Source organism: Acinetobacter sp. YWS30-1 (assembly GCF_033558715.1).
In the GTDB taxonomy this organism is placed as follows: domain Bacteria; phylum Pseudomonadota; class Gammaproteobacteria; order Pseudomonadales; family Moraxellaceae; genus Acinetobacter.
Map to the genome: position 1 here is coordinate 234,982 of NZ_CP114606.1, position 22,664 is coordinate 257,645.

Consider the following 22,664-nt stretch of genomic DNA (forward strand, 5'->3'; position numbering starts at 1 on the left):
TATGTCGGAGCTGGGTTTTACTCAGAATTGTGTTCGACGTAAACGAGGAAGATGAACATGGCTAAGGCTAAGTTTGAACGTAATAAGCCACACGTTAACGTGGGCACAATCGGTCACGTTGACCATGGTAAAACAACTTTAACAGCTGCGATTGCAACTGTATGTGCTAAAAAATTCGGTGGTGAAGCGAAAGACTACGCTGCAATCGACTCTGCACCAGAAGAAAAAGCACGTGGTATTACAATTAATACTTCACACGTAGAATACGATTCTCCAACTCGTCACTATGCTCACGTAGACTGCCCGGGCCACGCCGATTATGTTAAAAACATGATTACTGGTGCTGCTCAGATGGACGGTGCGATCCTTGTATGTGCTGCGACTGACGGTCCAATGCCACAAACTCGTGAACACATCCTGCTTTCTCGTCAGGTAGGTGTACCTTACATCGTTGTATTCTTGAACAAATGCGACCTTGTAGACGACGAAGAGCTTCTTGAACTGGTTGAAATGGAAGTTCGTGAACTTCTTTCTACTTACGACTTCCCAGGTGATGACACTCCTGTAATCCGTGGTTCAGCACTTGCTGCACTGAACGGTGAAGCTGGTCAATACGGTGAAGATGCAGTTGTAGCTCTTGTTGAAGCGCTTGACTCTTACATTCCAGAACCAGAACGTGCAATCGACCAAGCATTCTTGATGCCAATCGAAGACGTATTCTCAATTTCTGGTCGTGGTACAGTAGTAACTGGCCGTGTAGAAACTGGTGTCATCAAAGTTGGTGAAGAAGTTGAAATCGTGGGTATCAAAGACACAGTTAAGACTACTGTAACTGGCGTTGAAATGTTCCGTAAACTTCTTGACGAAGGCCGTGCTGGTGAGAACTGTGGTATCTTGCTTCGTGGTACTAAACGTGAAGACGTACAACGTGGTCAAGTACTTGCTAAACCAGGTTCTATCAAACCGCACACTAAATTCGATGCAGAAGTATACGTACTTTCTAAAGACGAAGGTGGTCGTCACACTCCATTCCTGAATGGTTACCGTCCACAGTTCTACTTCCGTACAACTGACGTAACTGGCGCGATTTCTTTGAAAGAAGGCGTTGAAATGGTTATGCCTGGTGACAACGTAGAAATGTCAGTAGAACTAATTCACCCAATCGCAATGGACCCAGGTCTACGTTTTGCGATCCGTGAGGGTGGTCGTACAGTTGGTGCTGGTGTAGTTGCTAAAGTAACTGCATAATCATAGAATAGAAAATAAGCTGGAGTTTCGGCTCCAGTTTATCTACAGGCCAGTAGTTCAATTGGTAGAGCGTCGGTCTCCAAAACCGAATGTTGGGGGTTCGAGTCCCTCCTGGCCTGCCAAGTTTTTTCAAAAGACGCTTGATGTCGGCAAAACTGGTCATATAATAAGTCGCGAAACCTACGACGAGTACAAAAATGTCGAATGATAAATCACGCGACGCATTAAGCGAAGCGGCAATTCCTCAAAGAAATAATCCTGCTGTAGATGTAAGTTCTGGTTCTCCATTAGACATTGTTCTATGGGTTATCGCCTTGATTTTATTGGTCGGTGCTATGATGGTAAACCAATATTTACCTGCATACTGGGCGCCTGCGAATGATATTTGGGTGCGCGTTGGGGTAATTTTGGCTTGTATCGTTGTGGCATTCGGTTTATTATACGCCACCCATCAAGGCAAAGGCTTTGTTCGTCTTCTTAAGGATGCACGAATCGAGTTACGTCGAGTGACCTGGCCTACCAAACAAGAGACTGTGACCACATCTTGGCAAGTCCTTGCTGTTGTAGTGATTGCAGCCATTGTTCTATGGTGCTTTGACTATGTTTTAGGCTGGTTAATGAAGTTTATTATCGGGTAAGAGAGCTATGAAACGTTGGTACATTATTCATGCCTATTCAGGTTATGAAAAACAAGTGATGCGTTCGCTTAATGATCGAATCCAGCGTAGCGCTGTTGCCGATAGCTTTGGTGAAGTCCTTGTTCCTACCGAAGAAGTGGTAGAAATGAAGGATGGCAAGAAGCGTAAATCAGAGCGTAAGTTCTTTCCTGGCTATGTATTAGTCGAAATGGAAATGAACGATGACACTTGGCACATCGTGAAAGAGTGTCCAAAAGTGCTTGGTTTTATTGGTGGTACGGCTGAAAAACCGGCTCCAATTACGCAAAAAGAAGCTGATGCAATTCTTGCACGTGTACGCAATACTGGTGAAGCACCGCGTCCTAAGACCATGTTTGAACCAGGTGAAGAATTACTCGTAATTGACGGTCCATTCACTGACTTTAAAGGTGTAGTGGAAGAAGTGCTTTACGACAAGTCACGCTTAACGCTGACGATTAACGTATTTAACCGACCAACTCAGGTTGAACTGGAATTTCGCCAAGTCGAAAAAACAGTTTAATTTGTTCGGGTTGAAAACGCCTGATTTGCGTGCAAATCAGGCATTGTTGTTGTAACGGTATCGTTACTTGAAATCATTGGGGAGCCTAACGGCGTTTGCACCCAGAGGTAATTTGAAATGGCTAAGAAGATTGACGGCTATATCAAGCTGCAAGTTCCAGCTGGTAAAGCGAATCCATCTCCACCGATTGGTCCTGCACTAGGTCAACGTGGTGTTAACATCATGGCATTCTGTAAAGAATTCAATGCTGCTACACAAAAAGTTGAAGCTGGTCTACCAATTCCAGTCGTGATCACTGTGTACAACGACAAGTCGTTCACATTCATCATGAAAACTCCACCTGCTGCTGTTCTTCTTAAGAAAGCTGCTGGTATCCAAAAGGGTTCTTCTGTACCTAACAAAACTAAAGTTGGTAAGTTGACTCGTGCTCAATTGGAAGAAATCGCGACTACTAAAGAACCAGACTTAACTGGTGCTGATTTAGACGCGCGTGTACGTACCATCGCTGGTTCTGCACGTTCTATGGGCTTGGAAGTGGAGCTATAAGACATGGCAAAGTTAACTAAACGTCAAAAAGCCATTGCTGCTGCTGTAGAAGCACAGAAAGTTTACACTTTAGAAGAAGCTGTAGAAGTTCTTACTAGCCTTCCAGCTGCGAAATTCAAAGAATCTTTGGACATCGCTGTAAACCTGGGTGTTGACCCTCGTAAATCTGATCAAGTTGTTCGTGGCGCGACTACTCTTCCTGCAGGTACTGGTAAAACTGTACGCGTAGCTGTATTTGCTCAAGGCGCTGCTGCTGAAGCTGCGAAAGAAGCTGGTGCAGACGTTGTTGGTTTCGACGATCTTGCTGAAAGCATCCAAGGCGGAAACCTTGACTTCGACGTAGTGATTGCTGCTCCTGATGCAATGCGCGTTGTTGGTAAACTGGGTACGATTCTTGGTCCACGTGGCTTAATGCCAAACCCTAAAGTGGGTACTGTAACTCCTGACGTTGCGACTGCAGTTAAAAATGCAAAAGCTGGTCAAGCGCGTTACCGTGTAGACAAAGCAGGTATTATCCACGCTGCGATCGGTCAAGTAGGTTTCTCTGCTGAAGCTGTTCGTCAAAACGTTGAAGCTCTTGTAGCTGACCTTAAGAAAGCAAAACCTGCTACTTCTAAAGGTGTTTACATTCAAAAGATCACTCTAAGCTCTACTATGGGTCCTGGTCTGATCGTTGATGTAGCAAACGTTTCTAAATAAGTTATAAACTTATACAGAATTTTAAAGCCCTGAGTAAGTTTTAAAGCACTGCTTTAAAACTTACGCAAGAAGAAACCGGTTTCGGACTACTTGCGAACTTAGGCAGACTTTGAATTGATAAATGTAAATTTATCAGCGTCAAAGACCTCAGGCGAGGGGAGTTTTATGCTTTCCTTTTAATACTCCAGCCTGCGTAGACGCGGTGGTGTGATTTGTTCATCCTCCGCGTGTGATTTCAGAGATGAATTCACGAATTGGGAGTGTGCTTGTGATCAGGCACATAAATCACCGTTAGGAGGTTTTACAATGGCTCTTCTTATTGAAGGCAAAAAACAGATCGTAGCTGAAGTAAGTGAAATTGCTTCTACTGCATTTGCCGCTGTTGTTGCTGACTACCAAGGTTTAACAGTTGAGCAATTAACTGCTCTTCGTGTTGAAGCTCGTAAACTAGGTGTTAAAACACGTATCGTGCGTAACACTCTGGCTAAACGCGCTCTTCAAGATACTCAATTCAATATCTTGAACGACAGCCTTGTTGGCCCAACAATCTTAGCTTTCTCGACTTCTGAAGACGACATGGGTGCAGCTGCACGCTTGTTCGAAGAATTCGCAAAAACTAACAAAGCATTCGAACTTAAAGCTGCTGCATTTGATGGCAAAGTTTACGAAGGTGCTGAAGTTAGCGTAATCGCGAACCTTCCGAACCAAGAAAAAGCGCTTACTATGCTTGCAAACGTTCTTCAAGCTCCTATTTCGAAATTGGGTCGCCTTATTACTGCGCTCAAAGAGAAAAACGAGTCAGAAGCTGCATAAGCTTAAATTTATTTCCACACCATTCAATTTCCATTTGGAGTTATTCTCATGGCTTTAACTAACGAAGAAATCCTAAACGCAGTTGCAGAAAAAACTGTTCTTGAACTTGTTGAACTAATCTCTGCTTTCGAAGAGAAATTCAACGTATCTGCTGCTGCTGTTGCTGTTGCTGCTGCTCCTGGCGCTGCTGCTGCTGCTGAAGAACAATCAGAATTCAACGTTGAGTTGACTTCTTTCGGTGGTAACAAAGTTGCTGTAATTAAAGCAGTTCGTGAAGCTACTGGTCTTGGCTTGAAAGAAGCTAAAGACATGGTTGAAGGCGCACCTACAGTTCTTAAAGAAGGTGTTTCTAAAGAAGAAGGCGAAGAGCTTAAGAAAAAACTTGAAGAAGCTGGTGCTACAGTTACTCTTAAGTAATTTCTTAAAGGAGCCGGTTTTTTTATAATCGGCTCCAAAAATTGGCTGATGGCTCTTGGGTCATCAGCCTTTTTGCGTTACAATAATCGGCTCGATTTTTGTTTGCATGATATAAAATTCATACAAATTAAAAATAAACATAATGAACAAACGCTTACCAATATTTTTCATTAAAAAAATATTGTTAAGCGTTTTAATACCACTAAAAATTGCAGCATTTGTAAAGAGTGGTGGCCATATCGGCCAGCGTAATTCCTTCTGAGCCCGTTCTGCAGGCGGGCTTGGTTTACACTTTCCGAGGACTCCAGATGGCATACTCATATACCGAAAAGAAACGGATCCGTAAGAATTTTGGTAAATTGCCTAGCGTCATGGATGCTCCGTACCTGCTCGCGATTCAAGTCGACTCGTACAGAACATTCTTACAAGATGGCAAATCACCAAAAAACCGCGAAGATATCGGTCTCCAAGCCGCATTTCGTTCAGTTTTTCCTATTGAAAGTTATTCTGGCAATGCTGCTTTAGAATTCGTTGAGTATAGTCTTGGTAAGCCTGAGTTTGATGTACGCGAATGTATCCTTCGTGGCTCAACTTATGCAGCACCAATGCGCGTAAAAATTCGTTTGATCCTGAAAGATCGCGAAACTAAATCAATCAAAGACGTACGTGAACAAGAAGTCTACATGGGCGAAATGCCGCTTATGACAGACAACGGTACTTTCGTCATTAACGGTACCGAGCGTGTAATCGTATCGCAATTGCACCGTTCACCGGGCGTATTCTTTGACCACGATAAAGGCAAAACTCACTCAAGCGGTAAAGTCCTTTATTCAGCTCGTATCATTCCTTACCGTGGTTCATGGTTAGACTTTGAATTCGATGCCAAAGACCTGGTCTACGTACGTATTGACCGTCGTCGTAAATTGCTTGCGACTGTGGTGCTTCGTGCGCTGGGTTATGCCAACGAACAAATTCTCGACATGTTCTACGAGAAAGTACCTGTGTATCTGGACATGGGTAGCTACCAGATTGACCTTGTTCCAGAGCGCCTGCGCGGCGAAATGGCACAGTTCGACATTGCTGACAAAGACGGCAAAGTCATTGTTGAACAAGGTAAACGTATTAACGCACGTCATGTACGTCAAATGGAAGCATCTGGTCTTGAGAAGCTTTCTGTTCCTGATGAATACCTGTACGAACGTATCACTGCTGAAGACATCCCACTGAAAGATGGTGATGTGATTGCAGCCAATACTGTTCTAAGCCATGAAATTATGGTGAAAATTGCAGAAGGCGGCGTGAAACAGTTCAACATCCTGTTCACTAACGATATCGACCGTGGTCCATTCATTGCGGATACATTACGTGCTGATACCACAGTAAGCCGTGATGAAGCACTTGTAGAAATCTACAAAGTCATGCGTCCAGGTGAGCCACCAACAAAAGAAGCTGCTGAGAACCTGTTCAACAACCTGTTCTTCTCTTCTGAGCGTTATGATCTGTCTCCAGTCGGCCGTATGAAGTTTAACCGTCGTTTGGGTCGTCCTTACGAAGTGGGTACTGATCAGAAGTCACGCGAAGTTGAAGGCATTCTCTCGAATGAAGATATCACTGATGTATTAAAAACATTAGTAGAAATCCGTAACGGTAAAGGTGAAGTCGACGATATCGACCACTTGGGTAACCGTCGTGTTCGTTCTGTGGGTGAAATGACTGAGAACCAATTCCGTGTAGGTCTGGTTCGTGTAGAACGTGCTGTTAAAGAACGTTTGTCTCAAGCTGAAACTGATAATCTGTCTCCGCAAGACCTGATCAATGCGAAGCCAGTGGCTGCTGCAATCAAAGAATTCTTTGGTTCAAGCCAGTTGTCTCAGTTCATGGACCAAAACAATCCGTTGTCTGAAATTACACACAAACGTCGTGTATCAGCACTTGGGCCTGGTGGTTTGACTCGTGAACGTGCGGGCTTCGAAGTACGTGACGTACATCAAACTCACTATGGTCGTGTATGTCCAATTGAGACTCCTGAAGGTCCAAACATTGGTTTGATCAACTCTCTGTCTGTTTACGCCAAATGTAACAACTTCGGTTTCCTGGAAACTCCATACCGTAAAGTGGTTGATGGCCGCGTAACTGATGACGTTGAATACCTGTCTGCGATTGAAGAAGTAGGTACTGTGATTGCACAGGCCGACTCTGCAGTAGATAAAGACGGCAACCTGTCTGAAGAATTCGTTTCTGTACGTCACCAAGGTGAATTCGTACGTATGCCTCCTGAAAAAGTGACGCATATGGATGTATCTGCTCAACAGGTTGTATCTGTAGCAGCATCACTGATTCCGTTCCTTGAGCACGATGACGCCAACCGTGCATTGATGGGTTCGAACATGCAACGTCAGGCTGTTCCTACGTTAATCGCTGACAAACCACTGGTTGGTACCGGTATGGAAGCGAACGTAGCACATGACTCTGGTGTATGTGTAATCGCGAAACGTGGTGGTCGTATTGAATTTGTTGACGCTTCGCGTGTCGTGATTCGTGTCAACGAAGACGAAATGGTTGCAGGCGAAGCAGGTGTAGATATCTATAACCTGATCAAATACACACGTTCTAACCAGAACACTTGTATCAACCAGAAAGTTCTTGTGAACCTGGGCGATAAAGTAGGTCGTGGCGACGTTCTGGCTGACGGTCCATCAACTGATGGTGGTGAGCTAGCATTGGGTCAAAACATGCGTGTAGCGTTCATGACTTGGAACGGTTACAACTACGAAGACTCGATCTTGTTATCTGAGCGTGTTCTTCAAGAAGACCGTTTAACGTCTATTCACATCCAGGAACTTTCATGTGTTGCACGTGATACCAAACTGGGTGCTGAAGAAATTACTGCCGATATCCCGAACGTGGGTGAAGCAGCGCTTTCTAAACTGGACGAGTCAGGTATCGTTTACATCGGTGCTGAAGTGACCGCGGGTGACATCCTGGTAGGTAAAGTAACGCCTAAAGGTGAAACTCAGTTAACTCCTGAAGAAAAACTGCTTCGTGCAATCTTCGGTGAAAAAGCGGCTGACGTAAAAGACTCTTCTTTACGTGTTCCATCGGGTACTAAAGGTACTGTGATCGACGTTCAAGTGTTTACACGTGACGGTCTTGAGAAAGACGAACGTGCTCAGGCAATTGAAAAAGCTCAGCTGGATGCTTACCGTAAAGACTTGAAAGAAGAATACAAAATCTTCGAAGAAGCAGCACGTGAACGTATTGTACGTCTGTTGAAAGGTCAGGAATCAAACGGTGGCGGTACTACTAAACGCGGTGACAAACTGTCTGAAGAATTGTTATCTGGTTTAGAACTTGTAGATCTGCTTGATATCCAACCAAGTGATGAAGCAATTGCTGAACGTTTAACTCAAATTCAAGTGTTTTTGAAAGAGAAGAGCCTTGAAATTGATGAGAAATTTGCTGAGAAAAAACGCAAACTTTCTACAGGTGATGAACTGACAACTGGCGTATTGAAAGTTGTTAAGGTTTACCTGGCAGTTAAACGTCGTATTCAGCCTGGTGATAAGATGGCGGGTCGTCACGGTAACAAGGGTGTGGTATCTAACATCCTGCCTGTTGAAGACATGCCGCACGATGCCAATGGTGTACCAGTAGATATCGTACTGAACCCGCTCGGTGTACCATCACGTATGAACGTGGGTCAGATTCTTGAAACTCACTTGGGTATGGCTGCTAAAGGTCTTGGCGATCAAATCGACAAGATGCTGAAAGAACAGCGTACAGTTCTTGAACTGCGTGATTTCCTAGACAAGATTTATAATAAGGTTGGCGGTCAGCAAGAAGATCTTGACAGCCTGACTGATGAAGAAATCTTGAAACTGTCTGGTAACTTGCGTAAAGGTGTTCCTCTGGCAACTCCAGTATTTGATGGTGCTGAAGAAGGTCAGATCAAAGAATTACTTGAGCTTGCTGGCTTGTCACGTACGGGTCAAACTGTATTGTATGATGGTCGTACTGGTGAACGTTTCGACCGTCCTGTAACTGTAGGTTACATGTACATGCTGAAACTGAACCACTTGGTTGACGACAAGATGCATGCGCGTTCTACTGGTTCTTACTCTCTAGTAACGCAACAGCCGCTTGGTGGTAAAGCACAATTCGGTGGTCAGCGTTTCGGTGAGATGGAAGTCTGGGCACTGGAAGCATACGGTGCAGCATATACGCTTCAAGAAATGCTTACTGTGAAGTCGGATGACGTTGAAGGCCGTACCCGTATCTATAAGAACATTGTAGATGGTAACCATTATATGGACCCAGGTATGCCTGAATCGTTCAACGTATTGACCAAAGAGATCCGTTCTTTAGGTATCAACATTGAACTGAAAAATGGTGACTAAGAAATCTCCCCCGACCCCTCTTTAAGAAAGAGGGGAGAAAGTCCCCCCTTTATAAAGGGGGATTTAGGGGGATTTTTGAGATTCCCGAATTTCAGTAAAAAACAATATTTGTGACCCAGTCGGGAAGTGAAAATCTCCTCGACACACGGAGAAAAAAATTGAAAGACTTGCTCGATATCATGCGCAAAAAGACGGATTCCGACGGTCATGCTCCAGTAGAGTTTGATCGTATCCGTATTGGTCTTGCGTCACCAGAAATGATTAAGTCGTGGTCTCATGGTGAAGTTAAAAAGCCAGAAACCATTAACTACCGTACGTTCAAACCAGAACGTGACGGTCTGTTCTGTGCCAAAATCTTTGGTCCAGTAAAAGATTACGAATGCTTGTGTGGTAAATACAAGCGTATGAAATACAAAGGCGTCATTTGTGAAAAATGTGGCGTTGAAGTAACAACTGCGAAAGTTCGTCGTGAACGTATGGGTCACATTGAGCTTGCGTCTCCAGTTGCACACATCTGGTTCCTGAAATCATTGCCTAGCCGTATCGGTCTTTTATTAGATATGACGCTACGTGATATCGAACGCGTATTGTATTTCGAATCTTATGTCGTAACTGACCCAGGTATGACTCCATTTGAGAAATACCAACTTCTGAACGATGAAGAATACTTCAATGCGTTAGAAGAACACGGTGATGAATTCACTGCGAAAATGGGTGCAGAAGCGGTTCAAGACTTGCTTAAAGATATCGATCTTGAAGCTGAAATTGCGCGTCTTCGTGAAGAAATCCCTAACACAACTTCAGAAACTAAGCTTAAAAAAGCCTCTAAACGTCTGAAATTGATGGAAGCATTCAACGATTCGAACAACAAGCCAGAATGGATGGTGATGAACGTACTTCCTGTACTTCCACCAGATCTTCGTCCGCTTGTACCACTTGAAGGTGGTCGTTTCGCGACTTCTGACCTGAACGACCTTTACCGTCGTGTGATCAACCGTAACAACCGTTTAAAACGTCTTCTTGACCTTGCGGCTCCAGACATCATCGTACGTAACGAAAAACGTATGTTGCAAGAATCTGTAGATGCATTGCTGGATAACGGTCGTCGTGGTCGTGCAATTACTGGTTCTAACAAACGTCCGCTTAAATCTTTGGCAGATATGATCAAAGGTAAACAAGGTCGTTTCCGTCAGAACTTGTTGGGTAAACGTGTCGATTACTCTGGTCGTTCGGTAATTACCGTAGGTCCAAGCCTGCGTTTACACCAATGTGGTCTTCCTAAGAAAATGGCGCTTGAGCTGTTCAAGCCATTTATCTTTGCGAAACTGCAAGCATCTGGTCAGGCTACAACCATTAAAGCTGCGAAGAAAATGGTTGAGCGCGAAACTCCAGAAGTTTGGGACGTTCTAGCATCTGTGATTCGTCAACATCCAGTGATGTTGAACCGTGCGCCAACACTTCACCGTCTAGGTCTTCAAGCATTCGAACCTATCCTAATTGAAGGTAAAGCGATCCGTCTTCACCCGCTCGTATGTGCTGCGTTCAACGCCGACTTCGATGGTGACCAAATGGCGGTACACGTACCATTAACACTTGAAGCTCAGTTAGAAGCTCGTGCGTTAATGATGTCGACCAACAACATTCTGTCTCCAGCGAACGGTGAGCCAATCATCGTACCGTCTCAGGATGTTGTCTTGGGTCTTTACTACATCACTCGTGATGCGGTAAATGCCAAAGGTGAAGGCATGGTGTTTGCGGACACTGACGAAGTGAACCGTGCGCTTGCGACTGGTCAGGTGGATATGCACGCTCGCGTGAAAGCACGTGTACACCAAACCGTGATCAACGAAAACGGCGAACGTGAACAGCAAACGATTATCGTAGATACAACTCCTGGTCGCTGTCTGCTTTGGGAAGTTGTGCCTGAAGGTATGGACTTCCAGCAAATTAACGTTGAGATGACTAAAAAGAACATCTCTAAGTTAATCAACTCTTGCTACCGTAAACTGGGTCTGAAAGACACTGTTATCTTCGCTGACCAATTGATGTACCTTGGCTTCCGTCAAGCGACTCGTTCTGGTGTTTCTGTAGGTATGGAAGACATGGTCATTCCACCACAAAAACAAGCGATTATCGGGAAAGCCGAAGCTGAAGTTCGTGAAATTGAACAACAGTTCGAACAAGGTTTCGTAACTGCCGGCGAACGTTATAACAAAGTTGTCGATATCTGGGCGCGTACTAACGACCAGGTAGCGAAAGCGATGATGGATAACTTGTCATTCACGACTGTTAAGAACAAACAGGGTGAGGACGAGAAACAGAAATCATTCAACAGCATCTACATGATGTCTGACTCTGGTGCCCGTGGTTCTGCAGCTCAGATTCGTCAGTTGGCTGGTATGCGTGGTCTGATGGCGAAACCGGATGGTTCGATCATTGAGACACCAATTAAAGCGAACTTCCGTGAAGGTTTGACAGTACTTCAGTACTTCATTTCAACACACGGTGCGCGTAAAGGTTTGGCCGATACAGCACTGAAAACAGCGAACTCTGGTTACCTGACTCGTCGTCTGGTAGACGTTGCGCAAGACTTGGTCATCACTGAGCCGGATTGTGGTACGTTGTCTGGTCTTGTCATGACTCCGTTCATTCAAGGCGGTGACGTGATCGAGAACCTGGGTACTCGAGTACTAGGTCGTGTAGTTGCTGAAGATGTGAAACGTGCTGGTACTGAAGAAGTTATTCTGCCGCGTAACACATTGATCGACGAAAAACTTGCAAACTACCTGGAAGAGCAAGGTGTCGATGAAGTTAAAGTACGTTCAGTCGTATCTTGTGAATCTACTTTCGGTGTTTGTGCGAAATGTTACGGTCGTGACCTTGCACGCGGTCACTTGGTAAACCCAGGTGAATCTGTGGGTGTTATGGCTGCTCAGTCAATTGGTGAGCCGGGTACACAGTTAACCATGCGTACCTTCCACGTAGGTGGTGCTGCGAGCCGAACTTCTGCTGCAAACAGCGTACAAGTCCGTAATAAAGGTACTGTACGTTTCCATAACGTAAAAACTGTACAACATGCCAAAGGTCACTTGGTATCAACTTCACGTTCAGGTGAAATCGGTATTGCAGATGACTTAGGCCGTGAACGTGAACGTTACAAACTGCCATATGGTGCGTCTATCTTGCTGAAAGATGGTGAAGCTGTAGAAGCAGGCGGTATCGTAGCGACTTGGGATCCGCATACACATCCACTGGTTACAGAAGTAGCTGGTAAAGTTCGCTTCAGCCAGATTGCTGATGGTGTAACTGCAACATCGAAAACTGATGATGCAACTGGTATGACCACTGTTGAAATCTTACCTGTAACAGCACGTCCTGCTTCTGGTAAAGATTTACGTCCAGCTGTTGTGCTTGACACACTAGACGGCGGTGAACAGTTCTACTTCTTGCCACAAAACACCATTCTTTCTGTCCGTGATGGCGAAACAATTGGTGTGGGTGACGTAATTGGTCGTGTACCACAAGAATCTTCACGTACTCGTGATATTACCGGTGGTCTGCCACGTGTTGCTGACTTGTTCGAAGCGCGTAAACCGAAAGAACATGCAATCCTTGCAGAAGTTTCAGGTGTTGTAAGTTTCGGTAAAGAGACCAAAGGTAAAAACCGTCTGGTGATTACTCCGGATGATGGTTCTGAGATCTACGAAGAGCTGATTCCGAAATGGCGTACCATTAACGTGTTCGAAGGCGAACATGTGAACCGTGGTGAAACTATTTCTGATGGTCCACAGAACCCGCATGACATCTTACGTTTGAAAGGTGAAGTGGCGTTGACTAACTACATCGTGAACGAAGTTCAGGACGTTTACCGTCTGCAAGGTGTAAAAATCAACGACAAGCATATTGAAGTGATCGTACGTCAAATGCTGCGTAAAGTGGACATCACTGACGGTGGCGATACAAGCTTTATCAAAGGTGAACAAGTGGATTACATCCGTGTGATGCAAGAGAACCAAGCTGTTCTTGCGCAGAACAAGTTCCCTGCGAAGTTTGAACGTCAATTGATGGGTATTACCAAAGCGTCGCTTTCTACTGACTCGTTCATCTCTGCTGCATCGTTCCAGGAAACCACTCGTGTGTTAACTGAAGCGGCTGTAACAGGTAAAGAAGATGATTTACGCGGTCTGAAAGAAAACGTAGTTGTAGGTCGTCTGATCCCAGCGGGTACAGGCCTGGCTTACCACTTAGAGCGTCGTCGTCAGGAAGCAGAAGCTGCAGAATTTGAATTGCACAATGACTTCTCTGATGTAGACCAGGCGTTGAGCCAAGCATTCAGCGATGAATTTAACGGTCTGTAATTAGCCGCTAAATCATTTTAAAAAGCCACCTTCGGGTGGCTTTTTTATTTCCTAAAATTATTCATATTTATATCGCTAGAAAAGATCAGATTATCTGGTGGTTACTTGTCCTAAATATGGAGAAATCATCAATAAAACATGATCTTTCATGCGCTCTTTACAAAATAAATCATGAGGGTTTCAAGATTTAACATCTTGTTATGAATCGCTCCTTAAAATCAGGTTAATCTTAAGTCAAAGCACGAAGGAAGGCCAAGATCATGAAAAAGTTAATGAGCGTAATGGCTGTTGCAACTATCTCCACTTTTATGTTGGCAGGCTGTGAAAATATGTCTGCTAAAGATCAGCGTATTGGCGCAGCTGCGCTCGGTGGTGCAGTGGGTGGTGGTGTAGGTAACAGAGTAGGTGGTGGTGTTGGTGCAGCAGTTGGCGGTGGTGCCGGTGCAGCAGTCGGTAGTAAAGCTCAAGGTGGTTCAAACCGTAATGCGACCTATAGTGGTGTCGGTGGTGCTGTAGGTTCTGCAGTGGGTAAAAGCATCTTTGGCGGTACAGGTGGGGCTGCAATTGGTGGTGCCATCGGTGGTGGTGCTGGTGCAGCGATCGAACAGAATAACCGTCGTCGTTAATCGACAGAACTATCCTCCAGATCGATTTAAAAGCGCCTCAATGGCGCTTTTAGTTTATTCAATTTCGTTATTTAGCTTCTCGAGGCTTGCCTTTGCTCTGTTTAAGGCGGATATAAACGGTCTTTTGTACCTCAGCGATACGCACACCGGAATCATCATAAATATTAAGCTGATACTGGCGATAAACCGGACTATGGTTAGCTGCCAGTTCTTTTACTGTTTGTACTTCCTGCTTGGAAATCCGGATGTCAGCATAGACTGTTCCGCGTCCTGGCGCCAGAAACTGAATGGTAGAGCTTTTATCCCAAACAATGTATTTCGGACCAAGATGATGCATCAGCAATAACATATAAAAAGGGTCGACCATGGAATACAGGCTGCCACCAAAATGTACTCCCACAATATTCTGATTCTTGCGAGTCAGTGGCATTTTCACGCGAACGTGATAATTGGCAAAGTCCATTTCATCAATGACAATGCCTGCTCCACGATAAGGGGCATAGCGATTCAGGATAAATTTGGATAACAAAGGCAGTTGCTGAATTTTTCGTAATAGGCTCATGCGGATATTCTTTTTTCTGGTCTTGTATGCATACTAGAACAACAAAAATAAGCTGGCATTGATAAATCGTGCCTATTTCAACAATAAAAGAGTCAATCAGCGAATAAGGATACATCTATGCAAAGACATAGCCAGTGGGTAGATACCAGCGATCATCAACGTCTCTATGTGAAAACCTGGGGTGAGCCTGAGCGACCGGCTTTGGTGCTGGTTCATGGTTATCCTGACCATCAGGATGTTTGGGAAGCGGTGATTTCTCACCTCGTTCAGGATTATTTTGTGGTGACCTATGATGTGCGCGGAGCAGGAGACTCCAGCGTTCCCAAAAAAATTAAGGACTATCGTTTGGAACGTCTGTGTGCAGATTTAGAGCAAGTGGTCGATCAGGTCTTGCCAGGACGAGCTTTCCACTTTGCGGCTCATGACTGGGGGTCAATCCAGGCTTGGGAAGCAGTCACCGAACCTAAATTTAAAGGCCGGATTTTGTCTTTTAGCACCATGTCAGGTCCATGTCTGGATCATGCTGCTTTCTGGATGCGTGAACAGTTTAAACAGTATAAGGCCAAGTTTTTTAAACAGATGACCAAGTCTTGGTATATCGCGGTATTCCAGCTACCTTTTATAGCACCTACAGCATGGAATTTCTTTAATGCAGAACGTTGGGGCAAAATGATCAGTCAGCTGGAACAGCAGGATAATCTGCCGCTAAACCAGAATATTGTCAAAGACGGCAAATATGGCGTCAATCTGTATCGGGCGAACTTTCTACCACGTTTATCTCGGCCTAGACAGCGTTTTGCGGTCTGTCCGGTACAGGCAATTGTGCTCAAGAAGGACCAGTTTGTTGGCCCGGATCTGATTAATGAAATGCCAAAATGGGTAGAAGATTTTTCCCAGGTAGAACTGAATGCCAATCACTGGGCAATTTTGAGCCAACCGGAACAGGTGGCTCATCTGATTCATAATTTTATTCAGCAAAAATTAACAGCGGCCACTTGATACGGAGATTGGGAATGTGACTCGGCAAGGGATAAGTGGAAGAATTTTTATCCGGATTTTCTGATAAAATAGCCATTTTCTCTCATTCCCAATTCATTATGTTCGCAATTCTTGTTGCTATTGGAGTCATGTTTGGACTCTCATTGGCACGTGTACCTGTGGTTTTTGCCCTGGTCATTGGTGCTGTTACGGGTGGTTTGCTGGCGGGTCTTGGCCTCCAAGGAACTTTAGACGCATTTAACAATGGTCTGGGCGGTGGCGCTAAAATTGCCTTAGCTTATGGCATCTTGGGTGCTTTTGCTTTGGCCTTGGCACGTTCCGGTTTGCCCGACTTGCTGGCCTATAAAATGATCACCACTTTAAAAGGTGAGGCATCAGAAAAGGCACAGAACAAGGTTAAATATCTGATCTTCTGTACCGTCGCATTGGCTGCCGTTTTCTCGCAAAACGTGATTCCAGTGCACATCGCCTTTATTCCGGTTCTGATTCCACCGTTATTGCTGGTATTTAACCATCTGAAGCTGGATCGCCGTTTGGTGGCCTGTCTGCTGACCTTTGGTTTGGTGGGAACATATATGCTGGTTCCAGTCGGTTTTGGTGCCATCTTCCTGAATGATATTCTGGGCCATAACATCAATACCTTTGGTAAACCTTATGGCTTTGAGATTACTTATGACCAGATTCCCGCTGCGATGGCGATTCCGGTCTCAGGTATGTTCGTGGGTTTGCTGGTGGCCATGTTTATCAGCTACCGTAAGCCGCGTCTCTATAAAGATATCCATGTGGAACAGCAGCAAAGTATCTCTGCTGAACTGGGTGTAGAACAAAAATCAGCGAAACCGCAAATTGCCAAACTGACCATCTGGATGGCAGCGATCGCGGTGATTGCAACTCTTGTGGTACAGCTCTATTCAGATTCCATGATTCTTGCCGGTCTGGTCGGTGTCGCAATCTTGAGTTGTGCCGGAATCTTTAAATGGAAAGAAGCAGATGATGTGATCATCACCGGTATGCGTATGATGGCCCTGGTTGGCTTTATCATGATTGCCGCGCAAGGTTTTGCTGCCGTGATTGAGGCAACAGGACAGGTTCCTGCGCTGGTTGAAGCGTCGGTTGACTGGATTGGTAATAGCCAGGCACTTGCCGCCTTTTTAATGTTGTTGATTGGTCTGCTGATTACTTTGGGTATCGGTTCATCATTCTCTACCATTCCGATTCTGGCGATTATTTATGTACCGCTCTGTATTCAATTTGGTTTTAGTCCTGCCGCAACTATTGCGATCATTGGGACTGCGGCTGCTTTGGGTGATGCCGGCTCTCCAGCATCAGATTCAACTTTAGGCCCAACATCCGGTCTGAATATGGATGGTCAGCATGACCATATGAAGGATAGTGTGATTCCAACCTTCATTCATTTTAATATTCCGCTTATCATTTTTGGCTGGATTGCAGCCATGGTTCTGTAAGTCCTTTTTAATCTGCTCTGATATAAATCGGAGCAGATTTGCCTAGATTTAAAATAAATTATAAGATGTATTTAAAATATATATTTAAATAAAAAATTAATATAAACCTGATTATTTTACTCTGAATATTATTATTTTAATCTGATTAAATTACTGGGTATTTAAAACCAACCAATATAGTCAATTTAAAATAAATAATTAATAATTACATATACTTAAATAATAAATAAAATTTAGTTTTATAATCTCTATTGCATATTAATTTAAGCCATGTTTATTATTAATTAAGAAATATTTTCTTAATAATTATTCTTCCCTTGGGGTATTTTAAAATGTTAAAGCAAATAGCTCTAATTGCATTAATGGGTCTTTCAGCATCTGCGATGGCAGGGCAATGGCAAGTGAAAGTGGGGGCTTCTGTATTAGCACCTACTCAGGAAACTGACCTGATTGCTGGTGTAGTTGAAGATGCTAAAGCAAGTAGCGAACTCAATTTTACTCCTTCAGTCGAATATTTCTTCAATGACAACATTTCAGCCGAATTATTATTGGCTACCCCATTTAAACATGATGTTGAGATGGCGGGTGATGTGAAAATTGCATCATTAAAACATCTACCACCCACGATTACAGCCAAATATAATTTTAAAAATTCAAGTCGCTTTACTCCATATATCGGTGTAGGTGCTACAGTATTCATTCCATGGGATGAAGAATTTAGCCAAACTGCAAAAGACGCATTAGATGTAGCAAAGCTTGATGCAGATGTTGCTTATGGGGTAGCTGGCCAAGTCGGCTTTAACTTTCAGCCAGCGGATGCAAAAAACTGGGGTGTCTTTGTTGATGCACGTTATGCAGACTTAGATACAGATCTGGAAGCAAAGACTGCTGATGGGACAAAAATTAATTTAGGTGAATTTGGAATCGATCCTTGGGTGTATACAATCGGTTATAGCTATAAATTCTAAGCTCCAATTTTTTGGTTCACTTTTTCCAAAAGCCTCATCCTGAATGGGGCTTTTTTTCAAAATAACAACGATTTATAACGTATTGAAATTGAGCAAATTGGCAATACTCAAATATATTAAAACGAATAAAGTAAATATTAATTGAATACGACTTAATAATAAGGAAGATCAAAGCATGAGTTTTTTGTCGAAGAGTCTTTTGATCTTCAGCACGTTGTTTATTTCACAGAGTTATGCTGCCAGTTTTAATTGTCAGAAAGCGACAACCGCGACTGAGAAAACAATTTGTGAACATCGTTTGCTGAATGACGCTGATGTCAAAATGAGTACCAGCTATAACATCTTGCGCCGTATGGTGCCGATGGGAACACGTTCGGTGATTCAACGCGATCAGGTGAAATGGCTACAATTTCGTGACCGCTGTCAGGAATCTGTATCCTGCTTGAGTCAGGTCTATAATATGCGTCAGCAGCAGCTGGATCTGCATTTTGATCGTATCTATAAGATGGGACCTTATTAAGTCTTATCCATCCCATCAATTAAACTGATAAAAATGAAAGCCATAAAAATATTTTTTGCGAAAAAATTATTTTAAGGCTATTGAAAATTATTGAACTCACTCCATTCATATAGGCAACAGTTAACATCTGTATCTAAAATAATAGGAGTGATTCATGAGCGATTTAAGCGTACAAAAACACAGTTTCCAGGCTGAGGTAGCGCAGTTACTGCACCTTGTGACCCATTCACTTTATTCAAATCCTGAAATTTTCCTGCGTGAATTAATTTCTAATGCTTCAGATGCGTGTGACAAATTACGTTTTGAAGGGATCAACCATCCTGAATATTATGAAAATGATCCTGACCTCCGCGTACGTGTCAGCCTCGATCCAGAAAATAAAACTATTACCATTTCAGATAACGGGATCGGTTTAAGCCAGCAAGAAGCCATTGAAAATTTGGGGACAATTGCCAAATCTGGTACCAAAGACTTTATGTCAAAACTGACGGGTGATCAGAAAGCTGATGCTCAGCTGATTGGCCAGTTTGGTGTCGGCTTCTACTCAGGTTTTATTGTGGCTGACAAGATTACCGTAGAATCACGCCGTGCCGGTACGGATGCCTCAGAAGGAGTGCGCTGGATCAGTGGCGGTACCGGTGAGTTCGAAGTTGAACAGATCACCAAAGAAGGCCGTGGTACCGATATTATCCTGCACCTACGCGAAGATGCGCTGGATTATCTGCAAAGCTATAAAGTCAAACAGATCATTAATAAATATTCAGATCACATTAGCCTGCCAATCCAGATGCAAAAAGAAGTCTGGCAGGAAGAAGAAGTTGCTGAAGGTGAAACACCAAAAGGCGGTCAATATGTGAAGACCGATGAGTGGGAAGCAATTAACTCGGCTAGCGCATTGTGGACTCGGAATAAATCTGAGATTACTGAAGAGCAATATACCGAATTCTATAAGAACCTGACCCATGATTTTGCTGCCCCATTGGCTTGGGCGCATAACCGTGTTGAAGGTAGTACTGAATATACCCAACTGCTTTATATCCCAAGCAAGGCGCCACAGGATATTTTCACCCGTGAAGCCAAAGCCGGCATCAAACTCTATGTGAAACGTGTGTTCATTATGGATGATGCGGATAACCTGATTCCAAACTATCTGCGCTTTGTACAGGGTGTGGTAGACAGTGCTGATCTGCCATTGAACGTGAGCCGTGAATTGCTGCAGGAAAGCCGTGATGTAAAAACCATCCGTGAAGGCAATACCCGCCGTATTCTGACCACTTTGGATAATCTGGCAAAATCTGAAGATGAAAAAGATCAGGAAAACTTCAAAACTTTCTACCGCGAATTTGGTGCGGTGCTGAAAGAAGGTTTGGGTGAAGATTTCGGTAACCGCGAACGCATCTTGAAACTGCTGCGCTATGCAACTTCGAGCAATGATGAAGTGAGCACTTCATTGGCGGACTATAAAGCACGTATGAAAGAAGGCCAGAAAGCGATTTACTACATTACCGCTGAAAGCCTGAATGCTGCGAAAAATTCACCGCAACTGGAAGTGTTCAAGAAAAAAGACATTGAAGTATTGCTGATGTCTGAACGCGTCGATGAATGGGCAATGAATTTCGTGCATGAGTTTGATGGTACACCATTGCAAAATGTCTCTAAGGGTGCAGTGGATCTAGGTGATCTGCAAGATGCGGAAGAGAAAAAAGCACTTGAAGCGGCTGCTGAACAGTTCAAACCTGTGGTTGAAAAGCTGACAGATTCTTTGAAAGACAAAACCAAAGAAGTACGTGTAACGACTCGTCTGGTTGATTCACCAGCGTGTCTGGTCACAGGAGAAGGGGAGCTTTCTCCACAACTGATCCGTATGCTGAAAGATGCAGGTCAGCCCGTACCGGATGTGAAGCCGATTCTGGAGATTAACCCGCAACACCCATTGGTGAAAAAACTGGAAGGTTCTGCCCAGTTTGATGATCTGGCCAATGTGATCTTTGATCAGGCCATGATTGCAGAAGGTGGTCTACCAGAAAATCCGGCTGAATATGTAAAACGTATTAACAGCCTATTGTTGGGTTAATTTTTATATTTCAAAAATCCCTCTACGGAGGGATTTTTTTATATTCTGAATCTAGTGTTTAAAACTTCAGTTTTTCTTTAATGATTTAAAAAAGCGATAGCCAGAATAAAAAAATACCTTTAGGTTTTAAATCTAAAAAATAGATAATAATTAAAATATTAATTTATAATAACGATTATTAAGTTAAGAGAATTCTCCCATGAAAAAATCACTGATGATGAGTCTGAGTACAGTCATTCTGATGTCAATGAGCGCAGCCACAATGGCCGATACTGAGTCCAAAAAAGTGACTCGTAGCGATCGTATTAGTTTTCAGGCACCCATGAAAAAAGAAGCGCCAAAAGTAAAACGAATGCAGCGTACCGACCGCGCGGTATGGAATATGCCACAGATGGAACAGCCTTCTTTGCAGCAAAAACGTGTGATTCGTAGTGATCGTATTACCTTTACAACGGTTGAGCACCGCCAATAAAAACTTATTGGATTCAGACATTAAAAAGCCCATATTTTATGGGCTTTTATAGTTTCGGATTTGTTCAAATTTAGAAAATGGCCTCAAGACGTACCATCGCACCCAGATAATGGCTGCGGTCCAGTCGGTCATCATTCAGATAGTTCAGGTCGCCTTGCACAAAGAACCATTCACGTAAGAAAGGCTGTCTCCAGGACACATAAGGTCCCCAGCGATTTAAGCGTAAATCTTTATCATCCAGATAGCCGCCCGTATAGATGCCATAGTTAAAGCGGTTGCCCTGGAAAAATTGATGCTGTCTGAAGGTATAGTTGTCCCAGGTCAAATCGTCTTCCTGCTCATCTGCATAGGTTAAACTTAACTGATTGGAAAAAAAGGCCTCATTGGGACGAGCATGGATCAGTTCCAGGTTGGTCCGCAAATAATTTTCACTCTGCAATCCATAGCGATAAATCTGTTCGGCATGAAAAGAGAAGTCATTCTGCATCGCCCAGTCTTTGCTGATTTTGGCCCGTACATAGATATCATCCCCAGAACGTACCCCCAGATCCAGATCGCTATCGAAAGGTAGGCCATTTGAAAATTCTGACCAGCGTAGTGCAAACGAGCTGTTGTTTTCACGGGTACGGCGAATATCCAGATTTTTATCCCGGGCATTGCCAGGATTTTCATTGGTAATTGCGACATTGTTATCCAGTTCGTTATCCAGGCTGTCATCACCAAAGACCAGACTTAACTTTTGTTCCAAGGTTGGAAGCTTGATTTTTCCTCGAATCCTCGGCTTGATTTCATAGTTTTCATATTTGTCCCAGCTATTATCCAGGATGATTCGCAAAGTCGCAGTTGCTGGCTCATCCGGGTTGGTCTGGCCAAACCAGTTATCAATCTTATGTGCGGTGCGGTCTGCCCATTCACGGATTCTTTTCTGCTTTTTGTCAGCCCAAGATTTATCTTCTGTTTCTTCGGTGGTGGGCACCATCGCTTCGTCTGACTGTTCAGGTAAAATCGTAGGCGTGGCATCGATCAAGCGTGGAATCTGATCTAAAATACCTGTACCTGTACCTGTACCTGTACCTGTACCTGTACCTGTACCTGTACCTGTACCTGTACCTGTACCTGTACCTGTACCTGTACCTGTACCTGTACCTGTACCTGTAGGCTGTTCTGTTTCTGCAGGTTCTGTAGGAGATGCTTCTGCCCAAACTGGGCTACTACTTAATCCCACGCCAAGTGATAGCAATAAGATTCGAGTAATTTGGTTTATTCGCATGAGTTGATTCTTGCTCTTATCGTATTTTATTTACTGCGCTAGTTTTCTAA

19 protein-coding genes and 1 tRNA gene are annotated in these 22,664 nt (G+C 43.8%); 17 read left to right on the plus strand and 3 right to left on the minus strand.

The window, feature by feature from the left end; genetic code table 11:
• Positions 1–57: 57 nt before the first annotated feature.
• The 8 genes from tuf (at position 58) to rplL (ending at position 4,902) form a co-directional block, all read left to right on the plus strand.
• Positions 58–1,248, plus strand: a complete 1,191-nt coding sequence (tuf, locus tag O4M77_RS01135; RefSeq protein WP_179991967.1) for an elongation factor Tu — start codon at positions 58–60, stop codon at positions 1,246–1,248.
• 46 nt (positions 1,249–1,294) lie between these two features.
• Positions 1,295–1,370: transfer RNA gene (locus tag O4M77_RS01140), tRNA-Trp, on the plus strand.
• A 75-nt stretch (positions 1,371–1,445) separates the two neighbouring features.
• Positions 1,446–1,886 carry a preprotein translocase subunit SecE gene (gene secE / locus O4M77_RS01145; RefSeq protein WP_179991968.1) on the plus strand — a complete coding sequence of 147 codons (441 nt, stop codon included), beginning with the start codon at positions 1,446–1,448 and terminating at the stop codon, positions 1,884–1,886.
• A gap of 7 nt (positions 1,887–1,893) precedes the next feature.
• A complete protein-coding gene (gene nusG, locus O4M77_RS01150) occupies positions 1,894–2,427 on the plus strand; it encodes a transcription termination/antitermination protein NusG (RefSeq protein WP_005232530.1) in 534 nt (177 codons plus the stop codon).
• 117 nt (positions 2,428–2,544) lie between these two features.
• Positions 2,545–2,973, plus strand: a complete 429-nt coding sequence (rplK, locus tag O4M77_RS01155; protein ID WP_004781668.1) for a 50S ribosomal protein L11 — start codon at positions 2,545–2,547, stop codon at positions 2,971–2,973.
• Positions 2,974–2,976: 3 nt separating this feature from the next.
• Positions 2,977–3,672 (plus strand): 50S ribosomal protein L1, encoded by a 696-nt coding sequence (gene rplA / locus O4M77_RS01160; protein WP_004781669.1) that lies wholly within the window; start codon positions 2,977–2,979, stop codon positions 3,670–3,672.
• 306 nt (positions 3,673–3,978) lie between these two features.
• Positions 3,979–4,485, plus strand: coding sequence for a 50S ribosomal protein L10 (gene rplJ / locus O4M77_RS01165; RefSeq protein ID WP_004781671.1), 507 nt, complete (start codon positions 3,979–3,981; stop codon positions 4,483–4,485).
• Positions 4,486–4,533: 48 nt separating this feature from the next.
• Positions 4,534–4,902, plus strand: a complete 369-nt coding sequence (gene rplL / locus O4M77_RS01170) for a 50S ribosomal protein L7/L12 (protein ID WP_159123444.1) — start codon at positions 4,534–4,536, stop codon at positions 4,900–4,902.
• Between the two features lie 63 nt (positions 4,903–4,965).
• Here the strand turns inward: rplL and O4M77_RS01175 are convergent, their stop codons facing one another.
• Positions 4,966–5,217 (minus strand): hypothetical protein, encoded by a 252-nt coding sequence (locus O4M77_RS01175; protein WP_034170979.1) that lies wholly within the window; start codon positions 5,215–5,217, stop codon positions 4,966–4,968.
• Between O4M77_RS01175 and rpoB the strand changes: the two genes are divergently transcribed.
• The 3 genes from rpoB (at position 5,211) to O4M77_RS01190 (ending at position 14,283) form a co-directional block, all read left to right on the plus strand.
• Entirely contained in the window at positions 5,211–9,299 is a 4,089-nt protein-coding gene (rpoB, locus tag O4M77_RS01180; RefSeq protein ID WP_004781674.1) for a DNA-directed RNA polymerase subunit beta, read from the plus strand. The genes O4M77_RS01175 and rpoB overlap by 7 nt on opposite strands.
• A 158-nt stretch (positions 9,300–9,457) precedes the next feature.
• Entirely contained in the window at positions 9,458–13,657 is a 4,200-nt protein-coding gene (gene rpoC / locus O4M77_RS01185) for a DNA-directed RNA polymerase subunit beta' (RefSeq protein WP_284880093.1), read from the plus strand.
• 260 nt (positions 13,658–13,917) lie between these two features.
• Entirely contained in the window at positions 13,918–14,283 is a 366-nt protein-coding gene (locus O4M77_RS01190) for a DNA transfer protein p32 (protein ID WP_034170980.1), read from the plus strand.
• A gap of 67 nt (positions 14,284–14,350) precedes the next feature.
• Here the strand turns inward: O4M77_RS01190 and O4M77_RS01195 are convergent, their stop codons facing one another.
• Positions 14,351–14,845 carry a DUF4442 domain-containing protein gene (locus tag O4M77_RS01195; protein ID WP_159123442.1) on the minus strand — a complete coding sequence of 165 codons (495 nt, stop codon included), beginning with the start codon at positions 14,843–14,845 and terminating at the stop codon, positions 14,351–14,353.
• Positions 14,846–14,962: 117 nt separating this feature from the next.
• On the opposite strand from O4M77_RS01195, the gene O4M77_RS01200 reads away from it, so the two are divergent.
• The 6 genes from O4M77_RS01200 to O4M77_RS01225 all read left to right on the plus strand — a co-directional run bounded on the left by O4M77_RS01200 (position 14,963) and on the right by O4M77_RS01225 (position 21,344).
• A complete protein-coding gene (locus O4M77_RS01200) occupies positions 14,963–15,844 on the plus strand; it encodes an alpha/beta fold hydrolase (RefSeq protein ID WP_323713696.1) in 882 nt (293 codons plus the stop codon).
• A gap of 98 nt (positions 15,845–15,942) precedes the next feature.
• Positions 15,943–17,310, plus strand: a complete 1,368-nt coding sequence (locus O4M77_RS01205) for a Na+/H+ antiporter family protein (protein ID WP_323713697.1) — start codon at positions 15,943–15,945, stop codon at positions 17,308–17,310.
• 332 nt (positions 17,311–17,642) lie between these two features.
• A complete protein-coding gene (locus tag O4M77_RS01210) occupies positions 17,643–18,278 on the plus strand; it encodes an OmpW/AlkL family protein (RefSeq protein ID WP_323713698.1) in 636 nt (211 codons plus the stop codon).
• Between the two features lie 175 nt (positions 18,279–18,453).
• Positions 18,454–18,798 (plus strand): lysozyme inhibitor LprI family protein, encoded by a 345-nt coding sequence (locus tag O4M77_RS01215; protein ID WP_034170983.1) that lies wholly within the window; start codon positions 18,454–18,456, stop codon positions 18,796–18,798.
• A 154-nt stretch (positions 18,799–18,952) separates the two neighbouring features.
• Complete coding sequence (htpG, locus tag O4M77_RS01220) at positions 18,953–20,872, plus strand: molecular chaperone HtpG (RefSeq protein ID WP_323713699.1); 1,920 nt, start codon at positions 18,953–18,955, stop codon at positions 20,870–20,872.
• A 199-nt stretch (positions 20,873–21,071) separates the two neighbouring features.
• The gene (locus tag O4M77_RS01225) at positions 21,072–21,344 is read left to right on the plus strand and encodes a hypothetical protein (RefSeq protein WP_180137768.1); all 273 of its coding nucleotides are present in this window, start codon (positions 21,072–21,074) and stop codon (positions 21,342–21,344) included.
• Positions 21,345–21,414: 70 nt separating this feature from the next.
• On the opposite strand, the gene O4M77_RS01230 is transcribed toward O4M77_RS01225, so the two are convergent.
• A complete protein-coding gene (locus tag O4M77_RS01230; RefSeq protein ID WP_323713700.1) occupies positions 21,415–22,614 on the minus strand; it encodes a hypothetical protein in 1,200 nt (399 codons plus the stop codon).
• Positions 22,615–22,664 lie beyond the last annotated feature (50 nt).

Coding starts and splice junctions, on each gene's coding strand:
- tuf (WP_179991967.1), top strand. CDS start 58: ATGGCTAAGGCTAAGTTTGAACGTAATAAGCCACACGTTAACGTGGGC.
- secE (WP_179991968.1), top strand. CDS start 1,446: ATGTCGAATGATAAATCACGCGACGCATTAAGCGAAGCGGCAATTCCT.
- nusG (WP_005232530.1), top strand. CDS start 1,894: ATGAAACGTTGGTACATTATTCATGCCTATTCAGGTTATGAAAAACAA.
- rplK (WP_004781668.1), top strand. CDS start 2,545: ATGGCTAAGAAGATTGACGGCTATATCAAGCTGCAAGTTCCAGCTGGT.
- rplA (WP_004781669.1), top strand. CDS start 2,977: ATGGCAAAGTTAACTAAACGTCAAAAAGCCATTGCTGCTGCTGTAGAA.
- rplJ (WP_004781671.1), top strand. CDS start 3,979: ATGGCTCTTCTTATTGAAGGCAAAAAACAGATCGTAGCTGAAGTAAGT.
- rplL (WP_159123444.1), top strand. CDS start 4,534: ATGGCTTTAACTAACGAAGAAATCCTAAACGCAGTTGCAGAAAAAACT.
- rpoB (WP_004781674.1), top strand. CDS start 5,211: ATGGCATACTCATATACCGAAAAGAAACGGATCCGTAAGAATTTTGGT.
- O4M77_RS01175 (WP_034170979.1), bottom strand. CDS start 5,217: ATGCCATCTGGAGTCCTCGGAAAGTGTAAACCAAGCCCGCCTGCAGAA.
- O4M77_RS01190 (WP_034170980.1), top strand. CDS start 13,918: ATGAAAAAGTTAATGAGCGTAATGGCTGTTGCAACTATCTCCACTTTT.
- O4M77_RS01195 (WP_159123442.1), bottom strand. CDS start 14,845: ATGAGCCTATTACGAAAAATTCAGCAACTGCCTTTGTTATCCAAATTT.
- O4M77_RS01200 (WP_323713696.1), top strand. CDS start 14,963: ATGCAAAGACATAGCCAGTGGGTAGATACCAGCGATCATCAACGTCTC.
- O4M77_RS01205 (WP_323713697.1), top strand. CDS start 15,943: ATGTTCGCAATTCTTGTTGCTATTGGAGTCATGTTTGGACTCTCATTG.
- O4M77_RS01210 (WP_323713698.1), top strand. CDS start 17,643: ATGTTAAAGCAAATAGCTCTAATTGCATTAATGGGTCTTTCAGCATCT.
- O4M77_RS01215 (WP_034170983.1), top strand. CDS start 18,454: ATGAGTTTTTTGTCGAAGAGTCTTTTGATCTTCAGCACGTTGTTTATT.
- htpG (WP_323713699.1), top strand. CDS start 18,953: ATGAGCGATTTAAGCGTACAAAAACACAGTTTCCAGGCTGAGGTAGCG.
- O4M77_RS01225 (WP_180137768.1), top strand. CDS start 21,072: ATGAAAAAATCACTGATGATGAGTCTGAGTACAGTCATTCTGATGTCA.
- O4M77_RS01230 (WP_323713700.1), bottom strand. CDS start 22,614: ATGCGAATAAACCAAATTACTCGAATCTTATTGCTATCACTTGGCGTG.